Origin of the sequence: Cellulosilyticum sp. I15G10I2, assembly GCF_900095725.1 — a bacterium.
Taxonomy (GTDB): domain Bacteria; phylum Bacillota; class Clostridia; order Lachnospirales; family Cellulosilyticaceae; genus FMMP01.
Map to the genome: position 1 here is coordinate 212,431 of NZ_FMMP01000007.1, position 14,973 is coordinate 227,403.

Annotated in this window: 12 protein-coding genes; 2 read left to right on the top strand and 10 right to left on the bottom strand. The window is 37.4% G+C overall.

Translation table 11 applies throughout. The annotated features are described in order from the left end of the window. Positions 1-8: 8 nt before the first annotated feature. The 6 genes from BN3326_RS07785 to rnhA all read right to left on the bottom strand — a co-directional run bounded on the left by BN3326_RS07785 (position 9) and on the right by rnhA (position 9,321). Entirely contained in the window at positions 9-929 is a 921-nt protein-coding gene (locus BN3326_RS07785; protein ID WP_069998623.1) for an ABC transporter permease, read from the bottom strand. Then, positions 926-2,026 (bottom strand): ABC transporter permease, encoded by a 1,101-nt coding sequence (locus BN3326_RS07790; RefSeq protein ID WP_069998624.1) that lies wholly within the window; start codon positions 2,024-2,026, stop codon positions 926-928. Before BN3326_RS07790 ends, BN3326_RS07785 begins: the two co-directional genes overlap by 4 nt. Positions 2,027-2,708: 682 nt before the next feature. Continuing rightward, the gene (locus tag BN3326_RS07795; RefSeq protein ID WP_074463597.1) at positions 2,709-3,758 is read right to left on the bottom strand and encodes a BMP family protein; all 1,050 of its coding nucleotides are present in this window, start codon (positions 3,756-3,758) and stop codon (positions 2,709-2,711) included. A gap of 279 nt (positions 3,759-4,037) precedes the next feature. Then, positions 4,038-6,071: a methyl-accepting chemotaxis protein gene (locus BN3326_RS07800; RefSeq protein ID WP_069998625.1), complete on the bottom strand. Its 2,034-nt coding sequence runs from the start codon at positions 6,069-6,071 to the stop codon at positions 4,038-4,040. Between the two features lie 351 nt (positions 6,072-6,422). Continuing rightward, positions 6,423-8,471 (bottom strand): methyl-accepting chemotaxis protein, encoded by a 2,049-nt coding sequence (locus tag BN3326_RS07805; protein ID WP_330389663.1) that lies wholly within the window; start codon positions 8,469-8,471, stop codon positions 6,423-6,425. Between the two features lie 397 nt (positions 8,472-8,868). Then, positions 8,869-9,321 carry a ribonuclease HI gene (gene rnhA / locus BN3326_RS07810; RefSeq protein WP_242875973.1) on the bottom strand — a complete coding sequence of 151 codons (453 nt, stop codon included), beginning with the start codon at positions 9,319-9,321 and terminating at the stop codon, positions 8,869-8,871. A 193-nt stretch (positions 9,322-9,514) separates the two neighbouring features. On the opposite strand from rnhA, the gene BN3326_RS07815 reads away from it, so the two are divergent. Next, positions 9,515-9,856, top strand: coding sequence for a low molecular weight protein tyrosine phosphatase family protein (locus tag BN3326_RS07815; protein WP_069998627.1), 342 nt, complete (start codon positions 9,515-9,517; stop codon positions 9,854-9,856). Between the two features lie 101 nt (positions 9,857-9,957). Here the strand turns inward: BN3326_RS07815 and BN3326_RS07820 are convergent, their stop codons facing one another. Genes BN3326_RS07820 through BN3326_RS07830 form a run of 3 tightly spaced genes read right to left on the bottom strand, consistent with a single transcriptional unit; the run spans position 9,958 to position 11,911 of the window. Continuing rightward, a complete protein-coding gene (locus tag BN3326_RS07820; RefSeq protein WP_069998628.1) occupies positions 9,958-10,554 on the bottom strand; it encodes a TIGR04100 family radical SAM protein in 597 nt (198 codons plus the stop codon). Further along, the gene (locus tag BN3326_RS07825; RefSeq protein ID WP_069998629.1) at positions 10,554-11,081 is read right to left on the bottom strand and encodes a TIGR04002 family protein; all 528 of its coding nucleotides are present in this window, start codon (positions 11,079-11,081) and stop codon (positions 10,554-10,556) included. Before BN3326_RS07825 ends, BN3326_RS07820 begins: the two co-directional genes overlap by 1 nt. Then, positions 11,081-11,911, bottom strand: a complete 831-nt coding sequence (locus BN3326_RS07830) for a pyridoxamine kinase (RefSeq protein WP_069998630.1) — start codon at positions 11,909-11,911, stop codon at positions 11,081-11,083. The genes BN3326_RS07825 and BN3326_RS07830 overlap by 1 nt, the downstream gene beginning before the upstream one ends. Positions 11,912-12,182: 271 nt before the next feature. Here BN3326_RS07830 and BN3326_RS07835 point away from each other — a divergent pair, with 271 nt between their 5' ends. Beyond that, positions 12,183-13,946 carry a 5'-nucleotidase C-terminal domain-containing protein gene (locus tag BN3326_RS07835; RefSeq protein ID WP_069998631.1) on the top strand — a complete coding sequence of 588 codons (1,764 nt, stop codon included), beginning with the start codon at positions 12,183-12,185 and terminating at the stop codon, positions 13,944-13,946. Positions 13,947-14,057: 111 nt separating this feature from the next. Here the strand turns inward: BN3326_RS07835 and trxB are convergent, their stop codons facing one another. Beyond that, on the bottom strand, positions 14,058-14,966 hold the full coding sequence (gene trxB, locus BN3326_RS07840; RefSeq protein WP_069998632.1) for a thioredoxin-disulfide reductase: 909 nt from the start codon (positions 14,964-14,966) through the stop codon (positions 14,058-14,060). Positions 14,967-14,973: the final 7 nt, after the last annotated feature.

Here is a 14,973-nt window from a genome sequence, read left to right on the forward strand (position 1 = left end):
TACCCCTCCTACTCTTTTACATAAGGCACACCACTGGATGCTGGCTGATTTGTTTTGCCAATCAACCCACAAAGTGCCACAATCGTAATAATATAAGGTAGCATAATTAAAAACTGATAAGGAATGCCTGTATTAACCGCTTGAAGACGGTACTGCAAAGCATCTCCAGCACCAAATAAAAGTGCTGCAAACATTACCCCAAGAGGCGTATAATTACCAAAAACAACAGCTGCAAGTGCCATAAAGCCACGGCCTGCAACCATACCTTCGGTAAAGAAACTGAGCTGTCCCATCGAAATAAAAGCTCCGGCAATCCCAGCCATAAGTCCACTATACAAAACTGCCCCATATCTCATACGTTCTACATGAATACCTACAGTATCACAAGCTCGTGGATTTTCACCAACTGCTCGTATTTTTAGACCAATATCCGTCTTTTGCATCACAAACCATGCTACAGGTACAGCCAGAAAGGCAAAATAAACCGGTATAGACTGATTAAAAAAAGCTTGCCCTATAACTGGCAGTTTACTTAAATAAGGAATTTCTACCCGATTAAATACTGCAACACTAGGTACAGAAGTATTGACCCCAAATATGATACGATTAAGGGTGATGGTAAATCCCCCTGCAAAAATATTAATTGCCATTCCTACAACGGTCTGATCCGCTTTAATCGTAATCGTAAAGAAAGCAAAAATAGCACTAAATACCATTGAAGAAGCGATTGCAAACAGTACGCCTACTACAACTGACCCGCTAAGCCATGAGCCAATAACGCCAACAAGTGAAGCGATCAGCATAAGCCCTTCTATCCCTATATTAACGATACCCGCCCGTTGACTAAAAACAATACCAAGGCCTGCAATCAAGATGGGTGTTGCTGTTCTAATATCAGATGCTAAAAAACTTGTCATAAACTCTATCATGCGATCGCCTCCTCTTTAACGGCTTGAGCTTTTGCCTTTTTTACATTACGTTTTTTATTGAGATTAAACAGTTCCCTGCCTACTACAAAGATAATAATCATCCCTTGAATCATATAAATAACTGCTGTTGGAACATTTGTCAGCATCTGCATCTTATTGGCACCGCTGCGAAGCACCCCAAACAATACACTTGATACACCTATCCCTATAGGATTATTCCCTCCTAAAAGTGCAACTGCTATACCATCAAAACCATAATTTGCTGAAAAGTTCTGTATGAGTCGAAGCTGAACAGCTATAATTTCAATACATCCTCCAAGACCTGCAAAGCCGCCTGCAAGAAACATAGAAAGCATGCTGTTCTTTTTAAGATTCATCCCCGCATATTGTCCAGCACTGGGATTAAGCCCTACAACTCTCATCTCATACCCTTTTGCAGTATGCCAAAGAAATAGATAGTAAAGTAAAATACCTATGAGTGCTATAAACAATCCGGCATGCAGTCTTGTACCTTCTAAAATTCTTGGGAGCTGCGCACTTTTTAGTACTTGCACGGACTGCGGATAACTGCTATTTTCCATATCCTTTATAGGTCCTGTTACACAAAAGCTTATAATATTAACAGCAACGTAATTTAACATGATCGTCGTAATGAGCTCACTTGCCCCAAAACGGATTTTAATCGCCCCTACAATAAAACCATAAAGCGCCCCTCCAAGAAATCCAGCTACAAGTGTCAATATAATATGCAGTGGTGACGGAAGTCCTGAAAAGTTAGTACCCACAATGGTTGCAAACAAAGCTCCGATATAGAGCTGCCCCTCAGCTCCAAGGTTAATGAGTCCACACCGCTTTGCTATAGCATAGCTTAAAGCTGTAAAAACCAGGGGAATAGCTTTAATGAGGGTTTCACTAACGGCATTTAAACTTCCAAGTGATCCGCTCAGCAAACCACGATAGGCCGCTAAGGCATCAAATCCCAATATATTAATAATGATTCCTCCAATAAATAGTGCCATTAAAATGGCTATTATCGGATAATACATTTGCTTTGTAAAGCTTACTACTTTTTGTTTAAATAAAGTTAGTGGTGCCATTTCGATCCTCCTTATTGCTATTTCTAGGCTGGTTTATTGTAGTTAAGTGATAAATTTGACGGTCTTTCTTTTCTTAATCTCCTATATAAAGTCCGCTTGGCAGTCAGGGGATATCTTTTGCCTCTCCCGCCTCCCCACTGCCAAACCCGAGCCTGGTCAAAAGACATCCCCTGACTACCTCTCTAGTCTTCTTCAATTGTAGATCTATTAGATAAAATAAGACAAAATTTATAGTTCTAGTTGCAGAATTAGATTAAATATCGTCTATCTACATTACTTTAAATCTTCGTATTTCAATAGTACTTAATCTCTTAATTTCTATGCCCTAATTTCTTTTTTAAAAGCTAGTAATATTTTTATCACCTTAAAGTTTAAGATGAATAGCGAGACTGGCTGGGTTGTTTTCAATTCTACCTTGATTTGGTTGTGACAGACTGTCTGAAGTCTAACTTCTACCTAGGTGTTCGAAAATGTAGCAGAGGGAGATTTTAGGGTTCGGAAGTTGCCTCTGGAGTATTTCGTGAAGAAAATCTTAGCAGTTTATTCAAATGGTACTTAGCTCGCACTGTTTGAGCGTATGCGAGTTTGCGGCGTTCATTTGAAGAAAGTGCTTAGATTTTTAGAAATACGCAAGTGAGCAACTGGAGAACCCTAAAATTCCCCTGCGGACCCTTTTAAAGTTTTACTTCAACGCAATGCTGATATTACCAGCTGCAAGCTCCTTATAAACATCCTCTATTTTAGCACGATCTTCATCTAAAAGACCTTCAGCTCCTGGTAACCATCCAGCAAGATAGATTACACCTTGAGCTGCCCCCATTTTTATAACCTCTGTACCAAACTTACCATCTAGGTATGCTTGATAGGCACTTTCATACGCTATAGATGTATCTTTAACAACTTCTACAATAAGGGCTCCTGGTGCCATTTCTGCCTGACCAAGACCTGATGCGATTGCTTTTACTTTACCCTCTTCTGCTGCTTCTAAAACACCAAGACCAGATTGATTTGCCATAGGTGCAATAGCATCAACACCTGCTTCAATCATAGCTTTTGCTGTTTCTTTAGCCTTATTAACATCATCCATACTGCCAGTTACTGCAATATTAACTTTAACTGAAGGATCAACATAACCTGCACCTTGTTCAAATCCTTTACTGCCGTTAATGATTGGTGTAATTTCAAGTCCACCTACAAAACCAACTTGTTTGCTCTTAGTCGCTACCGCTGCGATTGCTCCCATCATAAAGCCTTGTTCTTCATCAGCGATTTGGATGCTTATTACATTATCAACTGCAACACCGCCATTGATGATAACAAACTGTGTCTCAGGAAAATCCTTAGAAACTTCTAGGGTTACATCTTTATAGCTGTTAGTGGCAAGAAAAATAACATCATAACCTTCTGTCGCATATGTACGAATACTATCAGCCAGCGAAGATACTGGTACATTTTCTTGATAAGAAATTTCTGCACCCATTTCTTCAATCTTTTTAATACCTTTATAAGCTGTTGCATTCCAGCTCATATCACTAATAGGACCTTCCATAATTAAAGCGACACGTTTAGGTGACGTACTTTCTTCTGCTGGTGTTTCGACTGCTGGTGCTGCAGCTTCTGCTACCTTTGGAGCCTCTTCTTTTACAGGCGTACTTGCACATCCCGCTAATGCTCCCATCATCATAACCATAGATAATAATAATCCTGCTTTTTTAACTAAACCTTTTTTCATAACATTTCCTCCTTATATTTTGGTTTTTTATATTTGCCCTAATTTTTTAGTTTAGAGAAATTTTCAGTTATACTGGCTTAAAAAATAAAAAGCACCTACTAAAATAGGTGCTGTTAAACAGCCCGTATTTTAGCAGATGCAACTTCGTTGTCGCTAATATTATTTTTAAAAGCTAATTATTTTCAACAAACCAATTATTTCCTCACACTAAAATTGTTTAGTGAAATTAAAATTTATTATAGGAGATACTTGTAATAAAGTCAAGTTAAATTTTCTTTTTTATAATTTAAACCTGCTAATTATAGTCTGCATGTTTTGTGCAAGATCTGCAAGTCCTTCACTGGCACTAGCTATCTCCTCCATAGAAGCTGTCTGTTCTTCAACAGACGCTGATACTTCTTGGGTTGAAACAGAATTTTCTTCTGCTATAGCGGATAAATTTTGTATGGTACTTAGTATTTCATCCTTCATTTTATCCATCTGTTTACTAGAATTATTAAGTTTTTTTACTAATTGTTCTGATGCTTGTATGGCCTCAGATATACTCATATATTTATTTTTACTATTCTCCACACGATCTTGTTGTTCATTTAAAATAACTGATACATTTTCCATAATTTCTACAGAAGCCTTTGAATTATTTTGAAGTTCACGCACCACTTCATCAATTGCTTTAGTTGATATAGTAGACTGTTCTGCAAGCTTTCTGATTTCTTCTGCAACTACTGCAAATCCTCTTCCTGCTTCTCCAGCTCTTGCAGCTTCAATAGCGGCATTTAGGGCTAGTAAATTGGTTTGATCAGCTATAAAACCAATAACTGTACTTGCTTCTCCAATTTTATTTACGCTGTCATTTGTTTTAATAATACCCTGCTGTACCTTGTGAGTTGCTTCTCTGCTTTCACCTGAAATCTTGGCTAGTTTTTCAATCTCTCCTAGCCCCTCATCAATAGCCTCACCCACTTTTTGAGAGGCACTACTAAGATTCTGTATATAAGTTAGATCTGTTTCTATTGCCTCACCAAGTTTCATAGCCTTTGAAGCACCTTCTTCTGTATTTTGAGCTTGCTCGGAAGCGCCTCTTGCAATCTCTTCTACTGCTTTTGATACTTGCTCTGCAGCATGGGCTGATTGCTCGGAAGTAGCTGTCATTTGTTCTGATGAGGACGCCATTTGTTCTGATGAACGACTAATCTCATTTATAATGTTTCTAAGATTATCGGTGATACTTTGCAGTGCCTTTGATAGTCCTCCAATCTCATCTTTTTTATTAAGTAGATCGGTTGGAACGTTCTGTGTAATATCTAAATCAGCTATTTTTTTAGAGTGTTTTGTAATTGCAATAATGGGTTTTGCAATAGCGTTACCTACCAGATAGGCAGAAGCTATACTTATCAGCAGAATAATAAGTGTGATGACCAAAGTATCTCTGCGAAGATTTGAAAGTGCTCCTAGTACCTCTTGTCTATCAGCTGTAATCACTAAAGACCAGTTTGTATTTGCAATAGGTGCATAGCCCGCATATAAATGATCGCCATTATAAAAATACTCTCCAATACCAGTTTTTTCCTCAAGGACTTTAGTTACTAAGGCTGCCAGCGACTTAACTGTCTCATCTTCCTTAACTTGTTCAATCGCATTAAATCGTTCAGATACTAAATCTCTATTAGAATGTCCTACAACTGTCCCAGTGCTATCAAGAATATACCCATATCCCTCTTCACCAAAACCTATCGTATCAGAAATAATACTCAGTGCATTACCATCTCTGCGGCCTATTAAAGCTGCCACTACCTTTCCTTGTTTTTGAATAGGTGCCGCATACATTAATACCAGTTCATTTGTAACGCCGCTAATTATTAACTCGGATGTATTTACCTCACCCGCAAGTGCCTTTTTAACATATTCTCGATCCCCTAAATCTTTGGTTGACCCATCATTGTAATAAGCCATCCCATCAGGATGAACAACCGCAAGCGCTAAGAAATCCGTTCGCTCTACCTGTTTTTCTAGTTCAGCGCGTTGGATCTCCCAATTCATGCTTTCAATCGCATCAGTACTTGCAAGCATCTGCAACACATGCTTTTGCGTTTCAACCCTACTTTCAACAAATCGTGCCCCTTCATAAGCTAGTGCTTGTAGTCCTTTTTCTGCTTCATTACGAACACCCTGACTAGCATTTTGTAATGTGGAGATTCCAAGGGCTATACATACCATACCGACCAAAGTTGAAAAGCCAACAATTAATTTTGTTTTAATGCTCTTTGTTCTATCATTTTTCACCTTAATATTCTTTGTTTTAATCTTTTTCATTTTTATCCTCCTTTTTATTTATACTCTATTTATCCGCAATTAAAACAGTTAATTATGCTATTAATTTGAACACCAAATAAGCCCTCTTAACCCTGATATATGAATAAATTATCTATGGATAAAGAATAGCTTGGTTTAATTATATCGTTAAAAATGTATCATAGCAACAAATACTTAGGTATATTTTATCATTTTCGTGTATATTGTGTAATATTTTGACAATTATTGCAAAACTATTAGTTTAAATTTAGTCTCTTATTTATTTATAATGTAAAAAGCTACTTCTCCTTATCTAAAGAGAAATAGCTTTTGCATCATTTATTGTATTGATTCACCGTTACCTTTTCATTTTTATAATTTAAATCTGCCAATTATAGTCTGCATGTTTTGTGCAAGATCTGCAAGTCCTTCGCTGGCACTAGCTATCTCTTCCATAGAAGCTGTCTGTTCTTCTATCGATGCAGATACTTCTTGAGTTGACACAGAATTCTCTTCGGCAATAGCCGATAGGCTCTGGAGTGTATTTAGAATTTCATCTTTCATTTTCTCCATCTCCTGTCCGGAAACATTAAGCTTTTCTACTGCTTGTTCTGCAACTTGTATCGCATTAGCTATTGTAATATATTTGTCTTTACTGCTAGCTGCTCGGCTTTGCTGATCCTTTAAAATAACCGCAACCTTCTCCATAATTTCAACAGATGCATTGGAATTGCCTTGAAGCTCTCGTACAACTGCATCGATTGTTTTTGTAGAGGCTGTAGACTGCTCTGCTAACTTTCTAATCTCTTCTGCAACTACTGCGAAGCCTCTGCCGGCTTCCCCCGCTCTGGCTGCTTCAATCGCAGCATTTAAAGCTAGTAAGTTTGTCTGATCTGCAATAAAGCCAATCACAGTACTTGCTTCTCCAATTCGACTTACACTCTCATTGGTTTTAAGAATACCCTGCTGTACTTTAGTCGTTGCCTCTTGGCTCTCATCAGAAATTTCAGCTAGTTTTTCAATCTCCTTAAGTCCCTCACTAACAGCTTCTCCAACCTTTTGGGAAGCCTTGTTGAGCGCCTGCATGTACGTAATATCTGCTTCTATTACCTTTCCAAGTGCCACACCTTGCTCGGCACCTGACTCTGTGCTGTTTGATTGTTCTAATGCACCTTTTGCAATCTCTTCCACTGTTTTTGAGACTTGTTCTGCTGCTTGAGCTGACTGCTGAGAAATGGCAGTCATTTGCTCAGATGAGGATGCAATCTGATCTGATGCACTGCTGATCTCTGTAATAATACTTCTCAGACTTTCTGTGATCTTTTGTAGCGCACTACCCAAAGCACCAATCTCATCTTGTCTATTAAGAAGTTCTTCCGGCACCTGGTCTGCAAGTACCAAATCAGCTATTTTCCCCGAGTGCAGTGTAATAGCTGCAATAGGCTTTGCTATAGAATTGCCTACTAAATACGTTGCTATAATGCTTATGATGAAAATAATAAATGTAATAATAAGGGTATTCATGCGAAGGCTTGAGAGTGCCCCCAGTACTTCTTGCTTATCGGCAGTAACAACTAAAGTCCAGTCGCTATTTTGAATTGATGCGTAACCCGCATATAAATGGTTACCATTATAGAAATATTCTCCTACACCTTCTTGTTCTTCAAGCGCTCTAGTAAACATTGCGGCAAGAGTTTTTAAAGTCTCCTTCTCTTCGGCCTCTTTTATCGGATTAAACTGTCCAAAAACAAGATCTCTGTTAGGATGTCCCACGACAGTTCCGTTACTGTCAATAATATACCCATATCCTTTTTCTCCAAAACCTATCATATCAGAAATAATACTTAAGGCGCTGCCATTTCTACGTCCTATTAAAACACCAACTACTTGTCCTTGTTTATAAATCGGTGCAGCATACATTAAGACTAACTCATTAGTCACCCCACTGATAATTAATTCTGATGTATTCGTCTCACCTTTAAAAGCCCTTATTACATAATCTCTATCGCCCAGTTCTTTAGTCGTCCCGTCGTTATAATAAGCCATACCGCCTGGACGTACAATAGCCATAGCTAAGAAGTCTGTTTTTTCTACCTGTCGATTCATCTCTGCACGCTGAAGTTCCCAATCCATACTTTCAATATCCGCTGTCCCTGCTAACATCTCCAGCACTTGCTTTTGGGTATCAATTCTGCTTTCTACAACCCGTGCACCCTCTTTGGCCAATGCTTTTAATCCTTTTTCTGCTTCTTTTCTCAGACCATTGCTTGCATTTTGCAGCGATGCCATACCCAGTCCTATAGATACCATGCACATTAATGCAGAAAAACCCAGGATTAGCTTTGTCTTAATGCTTTTTGACTTAACAATGCCACCCTTAATCACCTTTGTTTTAATACGTTTCATTTTTATTCTTTTCATCTTAAACCCCTCTTTGGTTATAATATATCTACCCGCCTTAAAAATCTTGATTATTCTATTAATTTTCACAACAAAAAAAGCCTCCTTAACCCTCATACATAAATGAATTATCTGGTTAAAGAAAAGCTTGTAGAATCAAACTGCAGCCAATTGCCTGCTTGTCATTACCCTGGCCATTGGATTTTTATCGCTACCTTTTGATAACTTCGCTCTTAATAAAGTTATAAGATTATTTTAATGCGTCTTAATATCCTAATTATAACTACAAGAATATGGTATTGCAATAAGTATTTGCGTATATTATGTCATTTTTATAACTATTGTGTTGTATTTTGTAAATTCCCGTCCCATTTCCTTTGTTTTTCTTCATTATACGACAAAAAGCTACTTCTCTCACTTATAGAGAAATAGCTTTTGCCTCATCCATTGCCTTATTAGCTAGCTGATCAGCCTTATTATTACCCGCATTATCTGCATGACCTTTAACCTGTATAAATGTTATATCTGTAAATTCTTTTCTAAGTTCATAAAGCGTCATCCATAACTCTTTATTCTCAACAGGCTTTTTTTGTGAGTTGATCCAGCCTTTTTTTACCCAGCCATACACCCACTCTGTGATACCCTTTACTACATATACACTGTCCATAACTACTTCTACCGGCATATCCTTTTTTGTGATTGCTTTTAAACCTTCTATACAAGAAGTAAGCTCCATTATATTATTAGTCGTATTACGAGCGGCACCATATAATTCTTTTGTCTTCCCCTTATAAGTGAGGTAGACTCCCCATCCGCCTATATTATTTTCTTTACCATTACCCCTACATCCGCCGTCACAGTATATATACACTTTATCCAATAGACCTGCTCCTTCTGATAAGCATCCGCTTATCTTTAAATTTATAGTTTTATATTATCATATTTTTAGATACTTTTTAAGGGTTTCTACTACCAAATAAAGGATCGCTTATTAGTCTGGTTGTTCCATCAAGCATTGTATAATATAATAAATAGATCGAGTTAACTCCAATACTACACAGAAGGTGATTGCTATAAAACTCTTATTTATATGCAGCAGAAATAAATGGCGCAGTCTCACTGCTGAAAAAATATTTAGCAGCTTAAATGGATATGATGTAAGATCTGCCGGAACCGAAGCTAATGCCCGCATTAAAGTAACAGAGGGTCATATTGGCTGGGCAGATATCATATTTACTATGGAGAAGAAGCACTTAAGACGAATTAAGGATAAGTTTGGGTATCTTCTCTATGACAAGCGAGTGATCTGCCTTAATATCCCTGATGACTATGCATTTATGGATGAGGAATTAATACAGCTCTTGAAATGCCGAGTATCAGAATATATTGATATAGAAAATAATTAAACGATATAACTACTCAGCTTCACTCTAATTACAAAAAAACTACTTCCAGGTTATGACTTGAAAGTAGTTTTTTATAAGTTAGGATATGTTTTATAAATCTTTTATAGCATCGGCCTTACTCTAAGCTTAATTTGCATTTCATCAGCTATCTTTTCACAAGCACTTCGCTGTTCTCTATTTAAGAGGTCTACAACTGTAAAAGTAACATCACCTATGTACTTTTTACACTCTGCACCAAACTTAAGAAGACTAGGAAAGGCTTCCTCACCAAAACAAGGTCTTACAAGGTTCATATAGTCTTGTTGATTGGGGGCATTAAGGCTGATGGATACTTCGTCGATCTTGCCCGCAAGAAGCGGTGCTGTTTCTTTGCCATGAATAAGATCTGCCAAGCCATTTGTGTTAAGTCTTATTTTAACTTTACTTTTTGCCCTAATATATTCACAGACCTGAATAACCACATCCAGCCTTTCAAGAGGCTCGCCATAACCGCAAAAAACAACGGATTCGTAGCTGTCTAAATCATGCTTTTCAAATGCCTCTAACACTTCTTTTAGAGAAGGCTCATGGTTTAGCCAGAGGTTATCAGCACCATGTACCCCATCACTTTCTTGTCTGACACAAAAGGTACAGGCACAAGGACACTTATTCGTTAAATTGACATATAAACTATCGTGTATTGTATATAAAATTGTCATTACGCACTTCCTTTCAGCTGCCTTGTAAGGTGAGCTTTAAGTTTCATTGTATCAAATGTATAGGCGATAATTACAAAAAGTATGGCGCTGCCTATCGGTTGAAGAGACGCTACGGGTATCCCGACAATAGGTGCAATAAAGTTTCCAAAAATAATACCTTCCGCTATAGCATAGCCTACAAGTCCCGTGATACCAGCTAAAATGGGTGCTATGAGATTGCGTTTTCCTATAAACTTTCCATTCTTTGCTGTAAAAAAGGGTACTAGTAAAGGTTTAATAATCATTGTAGGAATAATCCATAATGCTGCACCTGGTGTCATAAAATCTGCAAGTCCTGCACCTATTGCACCGCTGATCATCGCATAGGGCATAGGTAAAATACATGCTGCAAGGTAAATGGCTGCATCGCCTACATGAATAATACGATTATTGATGCCTGTTGGAATATTAATTCGTGTTGCTACAAAGATGAGTGCTGCAAATAATGCTGTCATCACCATAAGTCTTGTTTTTTCAGATTGTTTCATTATATATTCAGCTCCTTTAAAAATATTTCATACATAATACCTTCATTGGTATCTAAGTTATACTTTGATGTATAATCAATCGCCTTCGCAATAAATTCCGCAGCGATCTTAACACTTTCTTCTAATGTATATCCGTCAGTCAGATAACCACACACTATAGATGCAAAAATATCTCCTGTACCACTGTAAGAGATGTTGTTGTATGATGTGCCGACTTCAAAACAAACATCTTTTGCAAAATCCATTCCTAAGTTATATAAATGGTCCGGCTGCTCTGCGCTGCAGATCCCTGTGACTATAATTTGCTGTGGTCCATTTTCTGCAAGTTCTCTTCCGCAGGCTATCAGCTTCTGCTTATTAATACCCTCTTCTTGAGCGTCATATCCTGTTAAAAGTGTGAACTCTGTAAAATTAGGTGTTATTACATCTGCATGGCGAATGAGTTCTCTCATATGCTTTGGATAATCTTCAGGATAAACAGCATACAACTTGCCATTATCCCCCATAACAGGATCAATCATCACTAATGTCTTATCTGTTTTAAACTGCTTGATGAAGTCAGTAAGTAATTCTATTTGTTCTATAGATCCTAAAAATCCTGAATAAATGGTATCAAAATGATAACCTATCTTTTTCCAGTGGGAGTAATATTCCTTAATATACTGCGTAAAGTCTAAAAATGAAAAACTTTTAAATCCTGTTTGATTAGATAGTATAGCCGTAGGCAAAGGACATGGCTGCTTTTTTAAAACGGCTAAAATAGAAATAGCTGCATTAAGCGAGCATCTTCCTATTCCTGATAAATCATGAATGACGGCTACTTTTTTCATATTTTCTCCTCTTAATACAACGATAACCCTCAAAACTGTATCGATACAATTTCTTTTTATAATATATTTTATGGTCTTATTTTTACATAATAAATATTTATAGTCAATATTTAAAGGAATTTAAAATAAAAAACTCTATATTGTATCGTAACAATATCAAATCACATACTAAGATTTTAATTTTATAGAATTATTTAAATATTATTTATTTTTATTGTAGTTTTAATGTATAATTAGTTTGTACTATGCTATAAAATTTAGGAGGTGTTACATGTTTAAGAAAAAATCATTTGTTTCATTCATCGCACTACTTTTAATGACCGTACTTTTACTTCCTGCACACTTGATGGCTGCCGAGACGACGCCAAAAACTATCACCATTGTTTATACTAATGATACACACTCACGGGTTGAAGCCAATCCTGGTATAGGTTTTGCTAAAATTGCCGCTAAAATTAATGAGCTTAGAGATACAAACGGCAAAGAAAATGTCCTTGTTTTAGATGCCGGCGATACACTTCACGGTCTTCCTATTGCTACAGTAACTAAAGGTGAAGGTATTGTACAAATTCTAAATGCTATAGGCTATGATGCCATGACTCCTGGTAATCATGACTTTAACTATGGCCAAGAGCATCTTCTAACACTTAGCCGCAAAATGAACTTCCCTCTTATTTCTGCTAATATTAAAAAGACAGATGGCACAACACCTTTTGTGCCTTATATCATTAAAGAAGTGAATGGCATTAAACTAGGTATTTTTGGTCTATCTACACCTGAGACTACCTATAAAACGCATCCTAAAAATGTAGCGGAACTTACCTTTGAAGATCCAAGTAAAGTCGCACAAACTATGGTTGCTGAGCTTCAAGGTAAAACTGATATTATTATTGCCTTATCCCACTTAGGCGTTGATGAATCTAGTACATATACGAGTGAGAAAGTCGCTCAAGAAGTAACAGGCATTGATCTTATTGTCGATGGTCATAGTCATACAACGCTTCCCGAAGGAAGACAAATAAAAGATACGCTTATCGTACAAGCAGGAGAATACGGCAACGCAATAGGTATTGTAACAGCAGCTGTTGGTGCAGATAAAAAAGTAAGTTTTTCTCCAAGTCTTTATACAAAAGAAGACGCTGTGGACGCTGCTCCTGATGAAAAACTTACTGCTCTTATTAGTGAATTAAAAATGGCATTTGATGCTTTAACAGGTGAAAAAATAGGTTCTACCCCTGTTAAGCTAGAAGGTGCCAGAGACTTTGTTAGAACCGGCGAAACCAATATGGGTAACCTTATTGTAAATGCTATGTTAGAGGCAACGGGCGCAGATGTTGCGCTTACTAATGGTGGTGGAATCCGTGCTTCTATTGAAGCAGGTGATATTACAAAGAAAGATATAATTACCGTTCTTCCATTTGGTAACTATATTGCTACGCTCGATGTTACAGGACAAGAAATTCTTGATGCACTTGAAGTAGGTGTTGCTGGGTATCCAGATGCTGCTGGTTGCTTCCCTCATATCGGTGGTATGACCTTTAACCTCGATGCATCTAAAGCATCTGGCAGTCGCGTATCAGGTGTTAAAATTGCTAATAAAGCTCTCGACTTATCTGCTACTTACTCTTTAGCAACTAATGACTTCATTGCTGCTGGCGGAGATGGTTACATTATGTTTAGTGATAATCAGATTACAGGAGAATATCCCGGTCTTGATGAAGCTGTTATAAGTTATATTAGTGCCTTTAGTGTGAAAAATATTGATGTGCAAAATAAAATAACTGTTATTAATAACTCTCCTAAAGTAGCAATCGAAGAAGTTACTCCTATTATTGATACCAAGCAAACGACTATCAGCGATATTGCTATAGAAGCTAAACCCAATTTTACTGAATACATTATTCAATACGGGGATACACTTGCTAAGCTGGCCAAAAGCGCAGGTACTACTTATCAAGAACTTGCCAAACTAAATAATATTTCTAACCCGAATACAATCTTTGTTGGCAACACGCTTTTAATTCCAATCAACTAAGAAGGGAAAAAAGGGGACGGTTCTCCAATACTACTGTTTTTCAAACAGTGATATTGGAGAACCGTCCCCTTTTGTTTTGTTGTTTTCTTTTGTTTTGCTTTTTCTTAATAACTATTGTCTTGTTAATATATATTTTTCTGCTTGATAGACACTAACAGCGCCATCTGAAGCTGCAGTAACAATCTGCCTAAGTTCTTTTTGCCTTATATCTCCGGCTGCAAATACACCTTCTACATTTGTCTCACAGTTTTCTCCTGCTATAATATAACCTTGTTCATTAAGTGACACATGGCCGCTTACTAAACTTGTCGCTGGTACACTTCCAACAGCAATAAAAAGTCCCTGAATATCTATATCTTTTACTTGGTTTGTCTTTATATTGGTAACTTCTATCCCCGTTAAAGCTTGCTCTGAATAAAGTTTAGTCACCTTACTATCCCATATGATTTCTACGTTAGAAGCCAGTATCCTTTGTTGAAGTATTTGAGTAGCTCGCAGTTCATCTCTTCTATGGATGAGATAAACCTTTTTAGCAAGTCTCGAGAGATACAGTGCATCTTCTACTGCTGTATCTCCCCCTCCAACAACTGCAACTTCTTTATCCCTAAAGAATCCTCCGTCACAAATCGCACAATAAGACACGCCTCTGCCCCATAGATCTTGTTCTTTTTCTACGCCCAGTTGTCTTGGCTTTGCTCCCATTGCTAAAATAATCGTTTTGGTTTCATAAGTTTCAGTCGTTGTAATGACTTTTTTTATAGATTCACTGACTTCTATACCCACTACTTCTTCATAAGCCATCTGCGTGCCAAATTGGCTGGCATGTTCATACATAACACTTGAAAGCTCTGGGCCAGTCGTTTGTAAAATGCCTGGATAGTTTTCCACTTCATTGGTATTCATCATTTGTCCGCCCTGAAATTGTTTTTCAAGAACAAGTGTATCGAGTTGTGCTCTTCCTGCGTACATAGCGGCTGTCAACCCAGCAGGGCCTCCGCCTATTATAATAATATCTTTCATATGGCCT

Bases quoted from the DNA above. Each gene is read 5' to 3' on its own strand.
- BN3326_RS07785 (WP_069998623.1), bottom strand. From the start codon at position 929: ATGATAGAGTTTATGACAAGTTTTTTAGCATCTGATATTAGAACAGCA.
- BN3326_RS07790 (WP_069998624.1), bottom strand. From the start codon at position 2,026: ATGGCACCACTAACTTTATTTAAACAAAAAGTAGTAAGCTTTACAAAG.
- BN3326_RS07795 (WP_074463597.1), bottom strand. From the start codon at position 3,758: ATGAAAAAAGGTTTAGTTAAAAAAGCAGGATTATTATTATCTATGGTT.
- BN3326_RS07800 (WP_069998625.1), bottom strand. From the start codon at position 6,071: ATGAAAAAGATTAAAACAAAGAATATTAAGGTGAAAAATGATAGAACA.
- BN3326_RS07805 (WP_330389663.1), bottom strand. From the start codon at position 8,471: ATGAAAAGAATAAAAATGAAACGTATTAAAACAAAGGTGATTAAGGGT.
- BN3326_RS07820 (WP_069998628.1), bottom strand. From the start codon at position 10,554: ATGACAATTTTATATACAATACACGATAGTTTATATGTCAATTTAACG.
- BN3326_RS07825 (WP_069998629.1), bottom strand. From the start codon at position 11,081: ATGAAACAATCTGAAAAAACAAGACTTATGGTGATGACAGCATTATTT.
- BN3326_RS07830 (WP_069998630.1), bottom strand. From the start codon at position 11,911: ATGAAAAAAGTAGCCGTCATTCATGATTTATCAGGAATAGGAAGATGC.
- BN3326_RS07835 (WP_069998631.1), top strand. From the start codon at position 12,183: ATGTTTAAGAAAAAATCATTTGTTTCATTCATCGCACTACTTTTAATG.
- trxB (WP_069998632.1), bottom strand. From the start codon at position 14,966: ATGAAAGATATTATTATAATAGGCGGAGGCCCTGCTGGGTTGACAGCC.